This is a genomic window from Pseudomonas sp. WC1 (assembly GCF_050586565.1).
GTDB lineage: Bacteria > Pseudomonadota > Gammaproteobacteria > Pseudomonadales > Pseudomonadaceae > Aquipseudomonas.
In genome coordinates this window covers 21,416-38,596 of the sequence record NZ_JBOBDQ010000044.1, presented here as the reverse complement: position 1 = coordinate 38,596, position 17,181 = coordinate 21,416, and the positions used below count along the sequence as shown (strand labels likewise).

The window sequence follows — 17,181 nt, the reverse complement described above, 5'->3', positions numbered from 1 at the left end:
TCGACGAAATGAGCGCCGATGTTAGTGATTATTATTTATGTTTGTCGAGCCCCGGCGGTGCTCATTCACCGCGACGCAATGGGCCTGGCCACATGCTACGCAAGACGCCGTCGCGACGCACCAGGCCATGTACCAGGGCCGCGCCCAGGTGCGCCAGCACCGTGGCGAACAGCAGGTAGCCGGCCCAGCCGTGGGCCTGGCGTAGCAGGGCGTAGAGCTGCAGGTCGTGGGGGGCGATGGCGGGCAGTTGCAGCGGGCGGGGGTAACCGCCTGCGGAGAGCATCGCCCAGCCGAGCAGCGGCATGGCCAGCATCAGCCCATACAGCAGCAGGTGCGAGGCGCCGGCGGCCAGGCGCTGCAGGGGAGGCAGGTCGCGAGGCAGCGGCGGGTGCGCCAGGCTCAGGCGCAGGACGATGCGCAGGATCACCAGCACCAGCAGGGCCAGGCCAGTGGCCTTGTGCAGCTCGACCAGCCACGGGTGGCGGGGCGACAGGTCGGCGACCATGCTCACGCCGATGAACAGCATGGCCAGGATCAGCACGGCCATCAGCCAGTGCAGCAGCCGGGCCAGGGGGTGAAAGGCAGTGGCGCTCATGGGCGGGCTCCTTCGGTCAGCGACTCGTGGCTGCGGCGGTTGAACGACACCGAATAGGCGGCCGAGCGGGCGGCGAGGATCGGGTCGGCGGAGGGTTCGATGCCGTGGGGCAGGATCAGCGGGTCGAAGTTCAGGTCGCGGCAGGCGCCTTGCTCGGGGCCGTCGACCTGCTCCAGGACCAGGGTGCCGGCATCGAGGCTGCGGCGTTCGGCGGGCCAGGGACGGGCAGGGTCGTCCACCGGATCGCCGGGCTCGGCCAGGGTCAGGCGCAGGGTCCAGCGCAGCGGGCCCTGCGCCAGGCGTTGCTGCAGATCGTGTTGCAGGAACTGCTTGTCGTCGACCTGCGCGGGCAAAGCGGCGTAAGCGGCCTGCGGCTCCAGTGTCCAGCGCACCGGGTGCGCCTGGCCGTTGGCATCGATCAGGCGGAAGGCGTTGATGCTGTTGTAGGCGGTGTTGGCGAAACTGTCGCTGGGCTTGTAGCTGGCCGCCCATTGGCGAAACGCCGCGCTCTCCGGGTGGGCGGCGAAGAAGGCTTGCAGCCTGGCCGGGTCGGGTTTGCCGGTGGCCGGGTCCGGAGCGCCGGCCAGGACCTGTTCATAGAAACCTTCGACCGTGCTTACGGCCAGTACCGGCGGGTTGTTCATGCCGGTGCGCCAGACCTGGCCGTCGTCGCTGGTCAACTGCACCGCCAGGCTGCGCACCGGTATGGCGGTGTCCGGCGCGAACGGATTGGCGCCGCCGATGGCGAAACGGCCGATCACCGGCACCTTCTGCTGGCTGAACACCCGGGCGCGGGACAGCGAGGCGGCCTGGCCGCTGGCCTGGAAGTAACCGCTGACACACAGGCCCTTGGCATGGTTCTTCCGGTAGCCGGGGTGGTGGCCGGCCTGGGCTTCGAAGGTGTCGATGATGCGCTGCGGGGTCAGCCTTGGCGCGTCGATCCAGCCGGCGGCGTAGGCGAAGCCTGCGCCCAGGGCGGCCAGCGTGGCAGCGATGGCGGCCAGGCGCAGGGCCTTGGCGGGGCCGTGCAGGGGAGTAGTCATGGGAACGGTCCGGTCAGGTGGAATGAACCGGTACGACGCAGGGGCAAACGATTTATTCCCGGCGGGGGAATAGATTCCGTGCCCGCGCGTCTGCCTTGTACACTGACAGCCCGCAGGGCCCCGGAACCCGACCATGCACGATCTGGACGACCAACAATGGCGCGAGCTGCTGCAGCGCCTGCGCCGCTTTGCCCTGTGGCTGACCCGCGAGCCCGGTACCGCCGACGACCTGGTCCAGGCCACGGTCGAGCGCGCCTTGAACCGTCGCGGCCAGCAGCGTGATGCCGACAGCCTGCGCCCCTGGCTGTTCACCATCCTTTACCGGTTGTTCCTCGACGGCAAGCGCCGCGAGCGCCTGCATGCGCGCTGGCTGGCCTGGTTCGGCCGGGGCCAGGCCGAGGAAGCGGCGGGCGGCGAGATCGAGAGCATCGTGCTGGCCCAGGCCGACCTGCAGGCCTTCGCCCGCTTGTCGCCCGAGCAGCGGGCATTGCTGTTGCTGGTCAGTGTCGAAGGCTTGAGCTACAAGGAGGCGGCCGAGACGCTTGGCATCCCCATCGGCACGGTGATGTCGCGCCTGTCGCGTGCCCGTGCCGCCCTGCGTGAACTGACCGAGGGCAGCCCTACGCCCCCGGCCCTGCGGAGACTCAAATGACACGCCTGATCCCCACCGAGCACGAACTGCACGCCTATGTCGACGAGCGCCTGGAGCCGGCGCGCCGGGCCGAGGTGGAGGCCTGGCTGGCCGCCAATCCGCAGGAGGCCGTGCGCATCGAGGCCTGGCGTGCCGATGCCCGACGCCTGCGGGCAGCCCTGGCCGGCTTTGGCGAGCGGCCGAGCGATCCGGAGCTTGACCTGGCGCCGCTGCGTCGCCGCCTGCGTCAACGCCGGCAGCGCCGCCTGGCAGTAGCGGCGGTGCTGATGCTGGCGGTAGGCCTGGGCGGGTTGGGCGGCTGGCAGGCGCGTGAGGCGACGCTGTTCGCCGGCATGCTGCCCATGGCCGACGCGGTGCAGGCCCACAGGTTGTTCGCCGAGGCCAGCACACTGGACATCGAGGCCCGCGAGCCGGCACGCCTGCAGGCTTGGCTGAGAACCCACTTCAACCGTGTCGGCCGCTTGCCGGACCTGGCGGGTTATGGCTTCCAGCCGGTAGGGGCTCGGCTGTTGAGCAACGAGGCGGGGCCAGCGGCGTTGCTGGTGTTCGAGGATCGCCAGGGGCAGCGCATCAGCCTGTTCCTGCGCTCTCCCGGCGAGCATTTCGAGCGCATGCCTACCGGCCAGCGCACCGATGGCCAGCTGGAGGCTCGCTACTGGTCCCATGGCGATTACAACTTTGCCCTGGTCAGCGCGGCGGACGATGCCCGTGGCGAGGAGCTGCGGCAGGCGTTGGGGGTCAGTCTGTAGGGCGTGATCAAGGCGCTAACCGAGTGTCCTTTCCATGGCGCCCACCACCAGACCCTCCATCAAGCCCATGCCCTCGGCTTCACCCAGGCCCTTGCCGCGCAACATCCCGGGCAACTGGTTCAACAGCGTTGCCAGCACATGCCCGGTGGCCGCCAAGGTTTCCCCGGCCAACCGCGCCTGTGGCGCAATCAGGCGCAGCAGCCCGGTTTCGTAGCGCTCGCGCAAAGCCGCAAGGCGCGCCTGTTGGTCCTCGCTCAGGCAGCAGAAATCCCGCTCGGCCAGGCGGAACTGCAACGGCCGCTCGCCATGCAACTGCCAGTGCGCGGCGATCAGGCAGGCCAGCACCGGCTTGCCCTGGGCCCGCGCCCGGCGCCCCTGGTTGAGGGTGGCCTGCAGCTCCTCGTACAACTCCTCGATAAGGTCGTACAAAAGGTCCTGCTTGCTGGGGAAATGGTGGTACAGCGAGCCCGCAGTCAAGCCCACGTGTGCCGCCAGCTCACGCATGCTGACCTGGCCGAAGCCTTTCTCGGCGAACAGGGCCATGGCCCGGTCACGCCGCTCCTCGAAGTTGGCGCAGCGCGGCGCCGCAGTGACCGGGGCCATGGCGCGGTTCCTCTAGTAGGTGAAGAAGCCGCGGCCGCTCTTGCGCCCCAGGTAGCCGGCGGCAACCATTTCCTTGAGCAGCGGCGCGGGGCGGTACTTGCTGTCGTTGAAGCCTTCATGGAAGGCCTCCATGATCGCCAGCAGCGTGTCCAGGCCCACCAGGTCGGCCAGGGCCAGCGGGCCGATCGGCTGGTTGCAGCCCAGGCGCATGCCGGTGTCGATGTCCTCGGCGCTGGCCAGGCCTTCCTGGAACACGAAGATCGCTTCGTTGATCATTGGCACCAGGATGCGGTTGACCACGAAGCCTGGGCGGTTGCCGGCGGTGATCGGGGTCTTGCCGAGCCGCTCGGTGACCAGCAATGCCTGGGCATAGGTCGCGTCGCTGGTCTGCAGGCCACGGATGATCTCGACCAGCGCCATCATTGGCACCGGGTTGAAGAAGTGCACACCGATGAAGCGCTGCGGCTGCTCGATGCTGGCCGCCAGTTGGGTCACCGACAGCGACGAGGTGTTGGTGGCAAGCAGGCACTCGGCGCCGACGTTGGCCGCCACCTGCTGCAGGATGCGCTGCTTGAGGGCGAGGTTCTCGGTGGCCGCCTCGATCACCAGTTGCGCGCTGGCCAGCTGGGCGTAGTCGGTGCTGGTGCGGATGCGCGCCTTGGCCGCGCTGGCCTTGTCGGCGTCGATGGTGCCCTTGCCGACCTGGCGCTCGAGGTTCTTGCCCAGGGTCGCCACGCCACGCTCCAGCGCCGCGTCGGAAACGTCCACCAGCAGGACCTGGTAGCCGGCCAGCGCGCACACCTGGGCGATGCCGTTGCCCATGGTGCCTGCGCCGATCACGGCGATGTGTTCGATGTTCATGCTGCTGACTCCTGTCAAACGCGTTCGAAGACGATGGCGATGCCTTGACCGCCACCGATGCACATGGTGGCCAGGGCGTAGCGGCCCTGCACGCGGTGCAGTTCATGGATGGCCTTGGTGGCGATGATTGCGCCGGTGGCGCCGACCGGGTGGCCGAGGGAAATGCCCGAGCCGTTGGGGTTGACCTTTTCCGGGTCGAAGCCCAGGGCGCGGGCCACGGCACAGGCCTGCGAGGCGAAAGCTTCGTTGGACTCGATCACGTCCAGGTCGCTGACCTTCAGGCCGGCTTTCTCCAGCACCTTCTGCGTCGCCGGGATCGGGCCCAGGCCCATCAGCGCCGGCTCCACGCCGGCGTGGGCGTAGGCGACGATCCGCGCCAGCGGCTTGAGGCCCTGGCGGCGCACGGCGTCGCCGCTGGCCAGGACCAGGCCGGCGGCGCCGTCGTTGATGCTGCTGGCGTTGCCGGCGGTGACCGTGCCGTCCTTCTTGAACACCGGCTTCATGTCCGCCAGTTGTTCGGCGCTGGCATCGGTGCGCACGTTCTCGTCCACGGCGAACTGCACGCTGCCTTTGCGAGTCTTGATCTCGATCGGCACGATCTGGCCGTCGAAGCGGCCTTCGGCGATGGCGCGGGCGGCGCGGTGCTGGCTGGTCAGGGCGACTTCATCCTGCATCTGGCGGCTGATGCCATGGGCCGCCGCGACGTTCTCGGCGGTGATGCCCATGTGGAAGTGCTCGAACGGGTCCTGGAGGATGCCGACCATGTAGTCGATGCCCTGCAGGTCGCCCATGCGTGCGCCCCAGCGCGCCTGCGGCAGCAGGTAGGGGCCGCGGCTCATGGCTTCGGCGCCGGCGGCCAGGGCGATGTCGCTGTCACCCAGCAGCAGGCCCTGGGCAGCCGAGACGATGGCCTGCAGGCCCGAGCCACACAGGCGGTTGACGCTGAAGGCCGGGGTTTCCTTGGGAATGCCGGCGTTCATTGCCGCGACCCGGCCCAGGTAGGCATCGCGTGGTTCGGTGGGGATCACGTTGCCCATCACCACGTGGCCGATCTGCTCGGCGGACACGCCCGAACGCTCGATGGCGGCGCGGGTGACCTGGGTGGCGAGGTCGGCCAGGGGCAGGTCCTTGAGCGAACCGCCGAAGCTGCCGATGGCCGAACGTACCGCACTGACGACGAAGATTTCTGTGCTGCTCATGGGGGCTCCGTATTCGAAGGCGTGGCGGGGCGCGGGAGGCTCTGCGAGAATGGCGCCCACACCCTGCGGGGTGGATCGAGTCTAGGCAAAGGCCCGCGGGCGGCCTATGCCGGATCTGTTCAGACAACCTGGCATTTTTTGCCACTCAGCATAGACAGCGGACATTTGCCATGCGCGATAGCGACACGGTCGCGGTGTACTTCCTCAATGCCATGGTCCACGCCCTGCGCGACCGGCCCCAGGCGCGGGACGCCCATCTGCGGGCGGTGGGCATCGACCCGCAGGTACTGGCCCAGCCGCTGGCGCGGGTGCCGGCCAAGGCCTTCGCCCAGCTGTGGCTGGCGCTGATCGACGAGCTGCACGATGAGTTCTTCCAACTCGACAGCCACGGCATGCCCCTGGGCAGCTTCGCCCTGATCTGCCGCGGGTTGATCCAGGAACCGACCCTGGGCAAGGCGCTGCGCCAGTGCCTGGGCAGTTTCGCCCTGTTCCTGCGTGACCTGAACGGCAATGTCACGGTGCGTGGCGCGCGCACCGTGATCAGTGTGCAGTCGAGCATCGCCGATCCGCTGACCCGGGTCTACGCCGAGGAAACCTACCTGGTGCTAGTGATCGGCCTGCTGTGCTGGCTGGCCGGCCGGCGCATCGCCATAGACCGTACCGAACTGGCCCTGGCGCGCCCGGCGCAGGAGGATGACGCATTGCTCTGGGGGCCGGACCTGCGCCTGGGCAGCGGGCGCACCGAGGTGGAGTTCGACAGCGCTTGGCTGCGCCTGCCGGTGGTGCAGGATCTGGCGGGGTTGAAGGGCTTTCTGCGCAGCGCGCCGCAGGGGCTGGTGATCCGCTTTCGCAACCAGAATGGCCGGGTGGCGGAGGTCTATCGGCATTTGCGCGCCCTGCATTACGGACAGTGGCCGACGCTCGACGCCATGGCCGCACGGCAGAAGCTCAGCGCCAGCAGCTTTCGCCGCCAGCTGGAGCGCGAGGGGCGCTCCTACCAGCAGATCAAGGACGAGGTGCGCCGGGCAATGGCCTTCGAGCTGCTGCGCGAAGGCCATCTGAGCATCGCCGAGATCGCCGAGCACACCGGCTTCCAGGAGCCCAGCGCGTTTCACCGGGCGTTCAAGAAGTGGACCGGGCAAAGCCCGGGCAGCTACCGGGCCAGGCGCGCCGCATCGGCTTGATGGCAGTCAGTGCCGCAAGGGCTCGGGCTTGAACAACGGCTTCTTCATCACCGCTTTGATCCACACCACCGCGATCAGTGAAACCACCGCCAGCACCAGCCCGGCGGTGCCGTAGATCTTCAGGCTCATCTCGGGGCTGGGCGATGCGTTCCAGATCGCATACAGCATGCCGCCGATGCCGAACAGTTGCGGCAGCGGATAGAACGGCGTGCGGAACGGCCGCGCCAGGTGCGGGTAACGATGGCGCAGGGCGATCACGTCCAGGTGCACGATGATGTAGGCCAGCAGCCAGGCCAGCGCGGCGGCCAGCAGCAACAGGTTGATCGCCGCAGCGTCCTGGCCCATCAGCAGGATCGGCAGCCCGGTGATCGCCGCCACGAACAGCACGGCGACCCAAGGTGTACGGGCGCGCGGGCTGAGCTGCTTGAACTGGGGGAACGCCTGGCCATTGCAGGCCATGCCGTAGAGCATGCGCGGGATGGCCGCCAGCGAGGTGTTGAGGGTGCTGCAGGTGGCGGTGACTGCGGCGATCACCAGGAACACCTCGCCGGTCTTGCCGAACACCGTGGTGGCGAACAGGTAGTGGGGCAGGGCATCGCTGCCCAGCGCCTCGCGTGGCACCAGGAACAGCGCGCCGAGGCCGTACAGGCCGATGGTGGCGAAGATCACGGTCAGGCCGATGATCATCGCGCGCGGGATGTTGCGCTCGGGCTTGCGGGTTTCCTCCACCAGCGAGCAGACGAACTCGGCGCCGACGAAGCCCCATACGGCCATGGCGGTCAGGGCCAGCACCCCGGCGCCCATGGGGTTCCAGTCGCCCTGCAGCAGGGTGGTGGTGACGCCGTCGGCATGCCCTTCTCTGATCGCGGCGACGCCGAGGATCAGCAGCACGATCACCATGACCACGGCCATGGCGCTTTGCAGCTTGGCGAAGAGGTCGATGCCCATGAGGTTGAGGGCGGTGAACAGGGCAAGTACGCCGAAGGCCACCGAATACTGCGGGAACACCCCGGGGTAGACCTTGCCGACGATCAGGTCGAGCAGCAGCAACTCGGCCGACAGGGCGAACATGGCCACCACCACGTAGCCGGAGAAGGTCGCGAGGATTGCCGGGAAGTGCCCCAGCGCCACCTCGGTGTAGCTCGACAGGCTGCCGGCGCGCGGCACCAGCAGGGCCAACTCGGAGAAAGAGAACGCATAGCTCAGGGCCAGCAGGTAGGCCAGCCCCAACGGCACGATGAAGCCCAGGCCGGCGGCGCCGACCCCCTGCAGCATCATCACCATCACCCCTTGCGACACCACCAGGCCGACGGCTACCGCCAGCAGCGAGCCCAGCCCCAGGACCCGGCGAAAGCCGGCTTGATCGTGCTGCACGCTGGCAGGCACGGACGCACTTGCACTCATGACAGTTCCCCGCTCTTTGTTGTTTTAGTGCGCAGATACTGGGACAGGGTGGCAGGCGGGGAAATTAGTAAATATGTGGTTGGTGCAGAGGAAAAAGCTGGGTTGGCCGGGGGTTGTTGCGCATTCCTTTCGCCGTGGTTCGTCGCCACGACAAGCTGGCTCCCACAGGGACAGCGCAAGGCTTGAGGTTTGCGCGGTCGGTGTGGGAGCCGGCTTGCCGGCGAAAGGGCCGCAGGGCGGCCCTGGTGCTCAGAATGTCGCCTTGACCTGCAAGCCGAGCACCAGCGCGTTGTCGATGTCCTTCCCGGAAAACGCCCCCGGCTCGACGATGTACTGCACGTCCGGGCGCAGGTTCAGCCACGGCGTGGCCTGGTAGCCGTAGCTCAGCTCAATCAGTTGCTCGGCGCTGTCGATGTCGGGGAATGGCTGGCCGGCATTGAATGCGGCATTCTCGAGCACGTCGCGGCTGCGCGGGTTCGGCACTGCGCGCCCGTAACCCAGCGCCACGGTATCCCGAGGCCGGCCCGCGAACGGCTGGTACAGCACCATGCCGGCACCGTACCACTTGGTGAATGGCGAGGCGGCCTTGCTCGACGCCGAGTACTGGCCAAAGGCGTGCAGGCTGCGCCCTGGTAATGCCGGGTCGTTCCACACGGCCTGGTCGACCAGCAGGTAATGGCCACCGCGACCGGCGACTTCCTCGCTGCTGCCGATGCGTTTCACGTTCGAGCTGTCGTAGTAGTAGCCGACCTTGTATTCGCCCGGCAGCTCGCCACGCAGCTTGTACACCAGTTCCAGCGGGAGCACGGTGCCGGTGCTGTGCTTGGGCCCCAGGTGCCAGGCACGGCTGGAATTGCCGTTGCTCTCGGGGGCGACGTTGAACGCCGCAACGCGCAGTTGCCAGTCCGGCGCCAGGTCGTACTTGAGCCGCGCGCCGAGGTGAGCGTTGGGGTAGTTGGTCCAGCCGCTGCCGCCGGACATGTTCAGCGGGTGGCCGCAGAAGCCGGCGTTCATGAAGTTGCACAGGATGCCGCTGTCCAGCCCGCCGAGGTCGTTGCCCATGGCCATGTAGCCGAGCTTGAGGTTGAGCGAAGGCGACAGGTTGCGCTCGTAGCTCAGTTCGGTGAGGCGGGTGTAGAGGCCACCGTGGTTTTCCTGGATCGGCAGGCGGTTGCCCACCAGGTCCTCCGAGGCGCTGTTGCCGCGGCGGTCGTTGATGGTCAGCTGGACCTTGCCGCCGTTGTCGAGGCCGTACAGTTTCGACAGGTCGAACTGCGCGCCCAGCTTGAGGTTCTGCGAGTAGCGGGCCGAACGGTGCAAGCCGCCGTGGGCGTTGTAGGCGGTCTCGCCGCTGTAGTCGCCGGTGAAGGTGATGCCGTCTGCCGCGAGCTGGTGGCGCAGGCCGCCCCAGTCGCCGGTCAGGGTGTTGTCGGCGGCGAATGCAGTGGTGCTGGCGAGGGCAAGGAGCAGGGTGGGGGTGAGGCGTGAAACGGATGACATTGCGAAGTCTCGGGTGGTCTGAAAGGGCCTCATCGCCGGCAAGCCGGCTCCCACAGTGAGTGCGCGCACCCTGTGGGAGCCGGCTTGCCGGCGATACAGGCGACGCGATTTATGGCAATGCGTACGCCATCACATAGTCGCCGCGGTCGGTCGACTGGCGCGCACCGCCGGCAGTGACCACCACGTACTGCTTGCCGGTCCTGGGCGACACATAGGTCATCGGGCCGCCCTGGCTGCCGACCGGCAGGCGGGCTTTCCAGATCTCGCTGCCGTTGCTGCTGTCGTAGGCGCGCAGGTAGAAATCCTGGGTGCCGGCGATGAACACCAGGCCGCCCTGGGTGGACAGGGTGCCGCCGAGCGTCGGCAGGCCGATCTTGATCGGCAGGTGCATGCGGATGCCCAGGGGGCCGGTGTCCTCGACGGTGCCCACCGGCACCTGCCAGGCGACCTGGCGGGTCTTCATGTCGATGGCGGTCAGGGTACCGAACGGCGGTGCCTGGCACGGGATGCCAGCCACCGACAGGAAGCGGTTCTTGTTCACCGCATACGGGGTGCCCTTGAGCGGCACCGCGCCCATGCCGGTATTCAACGCCTCGCCACCGGCGGCGGCATCACCCTTGTTCTGCGACGGGATCATCTGGATCCACAGGCCCAGGCGCATGTCGTTGACGAAGATGAAACCATGCACCGGGTCGGTGGAAATGCTGCCCCAGTTCATCCCGCCCAGCGAGCCCGGGAAGCTCAGCGACAGGTCGGTGCCGGGCGCGGTGTAGAGGCCGTCGTAGCGCATCTTCTTGAAGTCGATGCGGCACAGCAGCTGGTCATAGGGCGTGGCGCCCCACATGTCCGACTCGGTCAGGGTCTGCGCGCCGATCTGCGGCATGCCTACCGATTTCGGCTGGGTTGGCGAGTATGGCTCGTTGGGGATGTTGCTTGGCTTGACCGGCACTTCATCGACCTGCGTGAGCGGCTTGCCGGTGGCGCGGTCGAGCACGTAGATCTGCCCGGCCTTGGTGCCGATCACCACGGCCGGCACGCTGCTGCCGTCATCCTTGGTGAAGTCGATCAGGCTTGGCTGCATCGGCAGGTCGAAGTCCCAGAGGTCGTTGTGCACGGTCTGGTAGACCCACTTCTGGTTGCCGGTGGTGGCGTCCAGGGCCAGCACCGAGGCGCCGTAGGTGTGGTCAAGCCTGCTGCGCTCCACGCCGTAGATATCGGTGGACGAGGAGCCCATCGGCAAGAACACGGTGTTCATCGCCGGATCGTACGACATCGGCGCCCAGCTGTTGGGAGTGCTGCGCACGTAGGTGCCGTCGCCTTGCGGGGCAGCGCGGTCTTCCGGGTTGCCGGGGTCGAAGGCCCAGCGCTGGGCCCCGCTGATCACGTCGAAGCCACGGATGACGCCGCCGGGCATGTCGGTCTGCACGTTGTCGGCCACGCGTCCGCCGACCACCACGGTAGTACCGGCCATCAGCGGTGCCGAGGACAGCTGGTAGTAGGAATCCGGGACATCGCCCAGGCCGGCCTTGAGGTCGACCTGGCCGTTTTCGCCGAAGCCCTGGCAGAACGCGCCGGTGTCGGCGTCGACGGCGATCAGGCGGCCATCGATGGTGTTGGTCAGCAGGCGGCGCTGGCAGTTGGCGCCGGCCGGCACGCTGGCCAGAGTGATCGGTGAACTGTTCGGCTGGCTCGGTTGGGCGATCGGCGTGGTGGCGTCGAAGTAGGCCATGCCACGGCAACGCTGCCAGACCTTGGACTGGGCGTTAATGGCGTTCTTCCACAGCTGCTTGCCGGTGTCGGCGTCCAGCGCGATCAGGTTGTTGTGCGGGGTGCAGATGAACACCTTGTCGCCGACCTGCAGCGGGGTGAGCTGGTCTTCGGCGCCATTGCCGTCGCTGAGGGCGACGTCGCCGGTGTGGTAGGTCCAGGCGACCTTGAGCTTGTCGACGTTGCCGCGGTTGATCTGGTCCAGGGCGGCGAAACGGCTGCCGCCTTCGGTGTTGCCGTAGTGGGCCCAGTCCTTCTGTTGCTGGCCGGGCTCCACCGGGGTCATGCCCGGGCCGTTGCCGGTGGGGGCGACGCTGGGGTGGGCAACGAACATGTTGCCGGCGGCGATGGCCAGGGCCACGGCCAGCAAGCCGGCGATGCCATAGGCACCGCGCGCCTTGTGGCGCACCAGTAGCGGGTAAACCAGCGCGACCACCAGGCCGATGGCGGCGAACATGAACAGGCGCGAGAACAGCGGCCAGAACACCAGTCCGCTGTCGGCCACGGCCCAGATCGCGGTGCCGGCGAGGAACAGGGCGTACAACCAGGCGCCGGCGGGTTTGCCTCGGGCGATGAGCAGGCCGGCGAGGGCCATGGCCAGGCCGCCGGTCAGGAAGTACCAGGAACCGCCCAGGCCGGCCAGCTTGAGGCCGCCGGCGGCCAGGAGCAGGCCGAGCAGGGCGATGACAACGCCCAGGCCGACCAGGATGAAGGTTGAGGCGCCACGGGCGCGGGGGGAGTCTTTCATGCCAGGGATCTCGCAGGTGGAATGCCGGCAGTTTAATCCCTTAGCAAGCTAATTAACAAGTTAGTACATTTTAAATCGGGACCGATTGTCGCAGGGGCGTGCAGACCTGCTGGAGCCCCTGCGCTGCAACATGCCAATGGCGTCAGGCCTGCAACCCCTCCAGCACGCAGCGCAACGCCCCTTTCACGCGTTCGGCGGCCGCCTGCGGATCGTCCTGGGCAATCACCCAGATACCGCTGTCGCCCATGGCGCCGTTGAGCAGGTGGGCCATGGCCACGGCATCGAACGCGCGCAGCCTGCCGGCCTGCTGCAACTCGACCAGGCCCTGAGCCATGGGACCGATGTAGCTGGCCTCTTCCATCTCGCGCAGGCGCGGGCCGAGCACGCCGGGGGCATCCTGCAACAGGATGCGCCGCAGTGCTGGTTCATGCAGCAGGTCGTAGTAGTACAGGCAGGTGTCGATATAGCCCTCCCACGGATCGGCGTGGGTGGCGTAGCGGGCATCGATGGCCTGGTTGATCTCGTCGAGCAGGTGTTGCACCACGGCGGTGAACAGCCCGGCCTTGCCGCCGAAGTGGTGGTGCAGGGCGCCGCGGGTGAGGTCGGCTTCAGCGCACAGTTCGTCCATCACCACGGCGGCAAAGCCTTTTTCGGCGAACTGGCGACGGGCAACGGCGATCAGCCGTTCGGTGGTGTCGGCGCTCATGGCGGCGCGGCTGCGGCGTGGGGTGGGCATTGAGGCTCCGATGAAAAAAACGATGGATGCAAATTAGCATACGTTGCGTATGTCAATAAATGGCATTAGCATACGCGGCGTATGTCAATTGGAGGTTGTCACAGTGTCTGCCCTCGTTTCGCGTAAACCCACTGCCTGGCTGGGCGAGCTGCCGGGCCTGCTGCGCCTGGCACTGCCGCTGGTGTTGGGCCTGTCGGCGGCCGAGCTGATCAGCCTGACCGACACCGTGCTGCTGGCTTCGCTGGGCACGCTGGTGCTGGCCTGTGTCGCGCTGACCAGCAGTGCCGGGCTGATTTTCCATGCCGGGCTGTACGGCATGCTCGCCACCCTCAGTGTGCGCGTCGGCCACGCCTTCGGAGCCGATGATCCGGGCGAGGTGGCGCGCACGCTGCGTGGCGGCCTCGGCTATGGGCTGCTGGTAGGCATCCTCGGCTGCCTGGCCATGCTGACCACGCTGCCGCTGGTGCAATGGCTGGGCGTGCCGCTGCCGGACGTGGCCCTGCTGACGCCATACTGGCAGGCCATGGCCGTGTTCCTGATCCCGTACTGCCTGGCAGTGGTGTTCAAGGACGTGCTGGAGGCCATCGGCCGGCCTTGGGTGGCCGTGCTGCTGGTGATGAGCGCGGTGCTGTTCAACCTGCCGCTGAGCTATGGCCTGATCCATGGGCATTTCGGCTTGCCGGCGCTGGGGTTGCTGGGTGCGGGCATCGCCGGGGTGATCGCCGAGTCGCTGGCGGTGGTGCTGGCCCTGGCCTATTGGCGGATGGCGCCGTCGTTGGCGCGCTATCGCCAGGCGCCACAGGGGCCGCACTTGTCCTGGCGCACGCTGCTTGGCGAGGGCTGGCCACTGGGGCTGGGCTACCTGGCCGAGGCCGGCGCGGTGGTGATCGCGGCATGGATGCTTGGCTGGCTGGGCAATGCCGCGTTGGCCGCCAACCAGGTGGTGCAGTCGATCGGCGCGCTGCTGTACATGCTGCCGCTGGGCATGGCCGCGGCGGTGAGCATTCGCATCAGCCAGGCCCAGGGCCGCGGCGAGACGGCGCGCATCCGCGCCATCGGCAGCGCCACCTTCGCCAGCGTCACCGCCTGGATGCTGGTGGCCACCGTGCTGCTGGCGCTGTTCGGGCGGCGCATCGCCGAAGCCATGAGCGACGACCCGCAGGTCATCGCCATCGCCGTGCCGATGTTCGTGGTGGTCGCGGCGATGCAGGTGGCCGACGGCCTGCAATCCACCGCGCTGGGCGCCTTGCGTGGCCTGCAGGACTACCGCTGGCCGGTGGGGGTGACCTTGGTCAGCTACTGGTTGCTGGCGCTGCCGATGAGCTACTGGCTGGCCTTCCATTCCGCGCTGGGCCCGGTGGGTGTGTGGGTGGGCTTCGCCTGTGGCCTGGCGGTGTCGGCGGTGCTGCTGCCGTGGCGTTTCTATCGGCTGCAGGCAAGGCCGCTCACCGCGGCGCTGGTTCAGCCCTGATAGAAAACCGCCAGCCACACCGTGGCCACGCCGGGCTCGGTCCACTCCACGCGGTGGCGGCAGCGGGGCGGGATGTCCAGGTGGTCGCCTGCGCGCAGCACGCGGGTGTGCGTCTCGTGCTCCAGGCGCAGCCCGGCGCTGCCGCTGAGCACGACCACCCATTCGCCCTCGGCCTGGTCGTACCAGAACCCCTCAGGGCTGGCCTGGCCGCTGGAGACGATGCGTTCGATGCGCAAGCCCGGCCGCCGCAGCAGTTCGGTGAATTGCTCATCGGCCTCGGGGGCCAGCGGTGGCAGGGCGGTGAACAGGTTGTCTGGCATGGGACGGCTCGCGGGTGGTTGATTGCAGAGGGGCAATTGTAGGAAGGTTTCGGCTTTTGCCCCACGGAAAACCACGATGGACAAGCTGCTGGCGATCAAGGTGTTCATGGCCACCGCCGAGACCGGGGGTTTTTCCGCCGCCGCGCGCAGGCTGGGGGTGGCGACGTCTTCGGTGACCCGCCAGGTCGATGCCCTCGAACAGGCGCTCGGGGCCAGCCTGCTCAACCGCTCCACCCGCCAGGTCAGCCTGACCGAGGCCGGCATCAGCTACTACCAGCGCGCCCGCGAGATCCTCGAGGCGCTGGCCGAAGCCGACGCCAGCGTCGCCGACCGTGGCGAGGAGCCGGTGGGGGTGCTGCGCCTGTGTCTGCCGGTGGAGTTCGGCCGGCGGGTGATTGCCCCGCACCTGGGGGCGTTTCTCGCCCGTCACCCGGCCCTGGAGCTGGACATCGACCTCAGCGACCGTTTCGACGACCTGCTCGACGGGCGCTACGACTTGGCCATCCGCCTGGGCGAACCGGCGCCCGGCGATGAACTGGTGTGCCGGCCGCTGGGCTGCTTCGAGCGTTGGCTGGTGGCAAGCCCCGCGTACCTGCGTCAGCACCCGCCGCTCGGCGAACCGCGACAACTGGCCGATCACGCCTGCCTGCGTTTTCGTTACGGCCAGTCGGCGCGGCCCTGGCGCCTGAGCCAGGGCGAGCAATGCCTGGAACTGGATATCAGCGGCCCGCTGCGCAGCGCCAATGCCGACCTGTTGCGCGAGGCGGCGATTGCTGGCAGTGGGGTGGCGTTGCTGGCCGACTGGCTGGTGCGCGAGGATGTCGAGGCCGGGCGCCTGCAACGGCTGTTCGCCGACTGGACGGTGAGTCCGGGCAATGCCAACGCCAGCATCAACGCCTTGTACCTGCCCAATCACCGTGGTTCGCGACGGGTGATGGCGTTCGTCGCCTTCTGTGAGGGGCTGCTGGCAGGCTGAGGCGTTGCGTGCCGCGCAAAGGCCTGTTGCGCGGGCGATGGATTCTCTCCGGGGCGAATGTCCGTCACCCTTCGCGCACATCCTTTCGCAAGCCGAGGTACCCTCGAATGAATCCCTCCCTCGCCGTCGCCCAGCCGGCGGCCCCAGGCCTGAGTCGCGCCCTGGTGATGCTGCTGGCGTTCTGCTGCGGCGCCATCGTCGCCAACATCTACTACGCGCAACCCATCGTCGGCCTGATCGCCCCGGACGTTGGCCTGTCCACCGAGCAGGCCGGCCTGATCGTGTCCCTGACCCAGATCGGCTACGCCCTGGGCCTGTTGTTCCTGGTGCCGTTGGCCGACCTGCTGGAGAACCGCCGGCTGATGGTCGCCACGGCGGTGCTGGCCGCCGGCAGCCTGTTGCTGGCTGGCGCCAGCAGCCATGGGCAGGGCGAGGTGTTCCTGCTGTACGCGTTGCTGATCGGCTTCAGTTCGGTGGCGGTGCAGATGCTGATACCGCTGGCGGCGCATCTGGCGCCGGAGCGCGAGCGTGGCAGGGTGGTCGGCAACATCATGGGTGGGTTGCTGCTGGGGATCCTCCTGGCGCGTCCACTGGCAAGCCTGGTGGCGGATCATTTCGGCTGGCGTGCGGTGTTCGTCGGTGCCGCCGGGTTGATGCTGGCGATCATCCTGCTGCTGGCGTCGACCCTGCCGCGCCGCGTCCCCGAGCACAAGGCCAGCTATGCCGAGCTGATGGCCTCGTTGCGGGTGCTGTTGCGCCGTTATCCGGTGTTGCGCCAGCGGGCGTTGTACCAGGCGCTGATGTTCGCGGCGTTCAGCCTGTACTGGACGGCGGTGCCGCTGGCGCTGGCCGCTGAACATGGCCTGTCGCAGAGCCAGATCGCGCTGTTCGCCCTGGTCGGGGCGGTGGGCGCGGTGGCGGCGCCGTTGGCCGGGCGGTTGGCCGATGCCGGACATGGACGGCGCGCTTCGTTGCTGGCGCTGAGCCTGGCGCCGCTGGCGTTGCTCGGCGGCCTGAGTACCGCGGGCATGAGCGTGATCGGCCTGGGGCTGACCGGGGTGCTGCTGGATTTTGCCGTGCAGATGAACCTGGTCATCGGCCAGCGCGAGGTGTACGCGCTGGATCCGGCCAGCCGTGGCCGCTTGAATGCCCTGTACATGACCAGCATCTTCCTCGGCGGCGCCGTGGGCTCGGCGCTGGCCAGCGGGGTGTATGCGCAGTTCGGCTGGCATGGGGTGGCGCTGTTGGGGGCTGTGTTGCCGGCCGTGGCACTGATGCTGTTCGTGGTGAGGGCGCAGCGGGCCTGAGGGCGACCACTTCAAGCCATCCCGACCTGATAATTTTGCCAGTAGCCCTGGCCTCCCTGCCGTAGC

The 17,181-nt window shown here is 68.1% G+C and carries 16 protein-coding genes; 6 read left to right on the top strand and 10 right to left on the bottom strand.

What is annotated here, in order from left to right; translation table 11 throughout:
- Nucleotides 1-61: 61 nt before the first annotated feature.
- Both ACQ4OD_RS18910 and ACQ4OD_RS18905 read right to left on the bottom strand, forming a co-directional pair.
- Nucleotides 62-595 (bottom strand): cytochrome b, encoded by a 534-nt coding sequence (locus ACQ4OD_RS18910; RefSeq protein WP_139670845.1) that lies wholly within the window; start codon nt 593-595, stop codon nt 62-64.
- Entirely contained in the window at nt 592-1,638 is a 1,047-nt protein-coding gene (locus tag ACQ4OD_RS18905) for a catalase family peroxidase (protein WP_430944751.1), read from the bottom strand. The genes ACQ4OD_RS18910 and ACQ4OD_RS18905 overlap by 4 nt, the downstream gene beginning before the upstream one ends.
- Nucleotides 1,639-1,771: 133 nt before the next feature.
- Between ACQ4OD_RS18905 and ACQ4OD_RS18900 the strand changes: the two genes are divergently transcribed.
- Nucleotides 1,772-2,290: a sigma-70 family RNA polymerase sigma factor gene (locus ACQ4OD_RS18900; protein WP_430944750.1), complete on the top strand. Its 519-nt coding sequence runs from the start codon at nt 1,772-1,774 to the stop codon at nt 2,288-2,290.
- Nucleotides 2,287-3,039: an anti-sigma factor family protein gene (locus ACQ4OD_RS18895; RefSeq protein ID WP_430944749.1), complete on the top strand. Its 753-nt coding sequence runs from the start codon at nt 2,287-2,289 to the stop codon at nt 3,037-3,039. Before ACQ4OD_RS18900 ends, ACQ4OD_RS18895 begins: the two co-directional genes overlap by 4 nt.
- 15 nt (nt 3,040-3,054) lie before the next feature.
- Here ACQ4OD_RS18895 and ACQ4OD_RS18890 read toward each other — a convergent pair whose 3' ends face one another.
- From ACQ4OD_RS18890 to ACQ4OD_RS18880, 3 genes are read right to left on the bottom strand one after another with little or no spacing between them, the layout of a single operon-like run.
- The gene (locus tag ACQ4OD_RS18890) at nt 3,055-3,642 is read right to left on the bottom strand and encodes a TetR/AcrR family transcriptional regulator (RefSeq protein ID WP_430944748.1); all 588 of its coding nucleotides are present in this window, start codon (nt 3,640-3,642) and stop codon (nt 3,055-3,057) included.
- 12 nt (nt 3,643-3,654) lie between these two features.
- Nucleotides 3,655-4,503 carry a 3-hydroxybutyryl-CoA dehydrogenase gene (locus tag ACQ4OD_RS18885; RefSeq protein ID WP_430944747.1) on the bottom strand — a complete coding sequence of 283 codons (849 nt, stop codon included), beginning with the start codon at nt 4,501-4,503 and terminating at the stop codon, nt 3,655-3,657.
- A 14-nt stretch (nt 4,504-4,517) separates the two neighbouring features.
- Nucleotides 4,518-5,702 carry an acetyl-CoA C-acyltransferase family protein gene (locus tag ACQ4OD_RS18880; RefSeq protein WP_430944746.1) on the bottom strand — a complete coding sequence of 395 codons (1,185 nt, stop codon included), beginning with the start codon at nt 5,700-5,702 and terminating at the stop codon, nt 4,518-4,520.
- A 170-nt stretch (nt 5,703-5,872) separates the two neighbouring features.
- Here ACQ4OD_RS18880 and ACQ4OD_RS18875 point away from each other — a divergent pair, with 170 nt between their 5' ends.
- On the top strand, nt 5,873-6,886 hold the full coding sequence (locus tag ACQ4OD_RS18875; RefSeq protein WP_139670858.1) for an AraC family transcriptional regulator: 1,014 nt from the start codon (nt 5,873-5,875) through the stop codon (nt 6,884-6,886).
- Between the two features lie 6 nt (nt 6,887-6,892).
- Here ACQ4OD_RS18875 and ACQ4OD_RS18870 read toward each other — a convergent pair whose 3' ends face one another.
- The 4 genes from ACQ4OD_RS18870 to ACQ4OD_RS18855 form a co-directional block, all read right to left on the bottom strand.
- On the bottom strand, nt 6,893-8,290 hold the full coding sequence (locus ACQ4OD_RS18870; protein WP_430944745.1) for an APC family permease: 1,398 nt from the start codon (nt 8,288-8,290) through the stop codon (nt 6,893-6,895).
- Between the two features lie 249 nt (nt 8,291-8,539).
- Nucleotides 8,540-9,790 carry a carbohydrate porin gene (locus tag ACQ4OD_RS18865; RefSeq protein ID WP_430944744.1) on the bottom strand — a complete coding sequence of 417 codons (1,251 nt, stop codon included), beginning with the start codon at nt 9,788-9,790 and terminating at the stop codon, nt 8,540-8,542.
- 109 nt (nt 9,791-9,899) lie between these two features.
- Nucleotides 9,900-12,305, bottom strand: coding sequence for a glucose/quinate/shikimate family membrane-bound PQQ-dependent dehydrogenase (locus tag ACQ4OD_RS18860; protein WP_430944743.1), 2,406 nt, complete (start codon nt 12,303-12,305; stop codon nt 9,900-9,902).
- Nucleotides 12,306-12,447: 142 nt separating this feature from the next.
- Nucleotides 12,448-13,041 carry a TetR/AcrR family transcriptional regulator gene (locus ACQ4OD_RS18855; RefSeq protein WP_139670867.1) on the bottom strand — a complete coding sequence of 198 codons (594 nt, stop codon included), beginning with the start codon at nt 13,039-13,041 and terminating at the stop codon, nt 12,448-12,450.
- Nucleotides 13,042-13,144: 103 nt separating this feature from the next.
- Here ACQ4OD_RS18855 and ACQ4OD_RS18850 point away from each other — a divergent pair, with 103 nt between their 5' ends.
- A complete protein-coding gene (locus ACQ4OD_RS18850; protein WP_277503752.1) occupies nt 13,145-14,512 on the top strand; it encodes an MATE family efflux transporter in 1,368 nt (455 codons plus the stop codon).
- Here the strand turns inward: ACQ4OD_RS18850 and ACQ4OD_RS18845 are convergent.
- Complete coding sequence (locus ACQ4OD_RS18845; RefSeq protein WP_139670871.1) at nt 14,503-14,832, bottom strand: cupin domain-containing protein; 330 nt, start codon at nt 14,830-14,832, stop codon at nt 14,503-14,505. The genes ACQ4OD_RS18850 and ACQ4OD_RS18845 overlap by 10 nt on opposite strands.
- Nucleotides 14,833-14,908: 76 nt before the next feature.
- On the opposite strand from ACQ4OD_RS18845, the gene ACQ4OD_RS18840 reads away from it, so the two are divergent.
- Both ACQ4OD_RS18840 and ACQ4OD_RS18835 read left to right on the top strand, forming a co-directional pair.
- On the top strand, nt 14,909-15,808 hold the full coding sequence (locus ACQ4OD_RS18840) for a LysR family transcriptional regulator (protein ID WP_430944742.1): 900 nt from the start codon (nt 14,909-14,911) through the stop codon (nt 15,806-15,808).
- 107 nt (nt 15,809-15,915) lie between these two features.
- The gene (locus ACQ4OD_RS18835) at nt 15,916-17,115 is read left to right on the top strand and encodes an MFS transporter (RefSeq protein ID WP_430944741.1); all 1,200 of its coding nucleotides are present in this window, start codon (nt 15,916-15,918) and stop codon (nt 17,113-17,115) included.
- Nucleotides 17,116-17,181: the final 66 nt, after the last annotated feature.

Coding starts and splice junctions, on each gene's coding strand:
- ACQ4OD_RS18910 (WP_139670845.1), bottom strand. CDS start 595: ATGAGCGCCACTGCCTTTCACCCCCTGGCCCGGCTGCTGCACTGGCTG.
- ACQ4OD_RS18905 (WP_430944751.1), bottom strand. CDS start 1,638: ATGACTACTCCCCTGCACGGCCCCGCCAAGGCCCTGCGCCTGGCCGCC.
- ACQ4OD_RS18900 (WP_430944750.1), top strand. CDS start 1,772: ATGCACGATCTGGACGACCAACAATGGCGCGAGCTGCTGCAGCGCCTG.
- ACQ4OD_RS18895 (WP_430944749.1), top strand. CDS start 2,287: ATGACACGCCTGATCCCCACCGAGCACGAACTGCACGCCTATGTCGAC.
- ACQ4OD_RS18890 (WP_430944748.1), bottom strand. CDS start 3,642: ATGGCCCCGGTCACTGCGGCGCCGCGCTGCGCCAACTTCGAGGAGCGG.
- ACQ4OD_RS18885 (WP_430944747.1), bottom strand. CDS start 4,503: ATGAACATCGAACACATCGCCGTGATCGGCGCAGGCACCATGGGCAAC.
- ACQ4OD_RS18880 (WP_430944746.1), bottom strand. CDS start 5,702: ATGAGCAGCACAGAAATCTTCGTCGTCAGTGCGGTACGTTCGGCCATC.
- ACQ4OD_RS18875 (WP_139670858.1), top strand. CDS start 5,873: ATGCGCGATAGCGACACGGTCGCGGTGTACTTCCTCAATGCCATGGTC.
- ACQ4OD_RS18870 (WP_430944745.1), bottom strand. CDS start 8,290: ATGAGTGCAAGTGCGTCCGTGCCTGCCAGCGTGCAGCACGATCAAGCC.
- ACQ4OD_RS18865 (WP_430944744.1), bottom strand. CDS start 9,790: ATGTCATCCGTTTCACGCCTCACCCCCACCCTGCTCCTTGCCCTCGCC.
- ACQ4OD_RS18860 (WP_430944743.1), bottom strand. CDS start 12,305: ATGAAAGACTCCCCCCGCGCCCGTGGCGCCTCAACCTTCATCCTGGTC.
- ACQ4OD_RS18855 (WP_139670867.1), bottom strand. CDS start 13,041: ATGCCCACCCCACGCCGCAGCCGCGCCGCCATGAGCGCCGACACCACC.
- ACQ4OD_RS18845 (WP_139670871.1), bottom strand. CDS start 14,832: ATGCCAGACAACCTGTTCACCGCCCTGCCACCGCTGGCCCCCGAGGCC.
- ACQ4OD_RS18840 (WP_430944742.1), top strand. CDS start 14,909: ATGGACAAGCTGCTGGCGATCAAGGTGTTCATGGCCACCGCCGAGACC.
- ACQ4OD_RS18835 (WP_430944741.1), top strand. CDS start 15,916: ATGAATCCCTCCCTCGCCGTCGCCCAGCCGGCGGCCCCAGGCCTGAGT.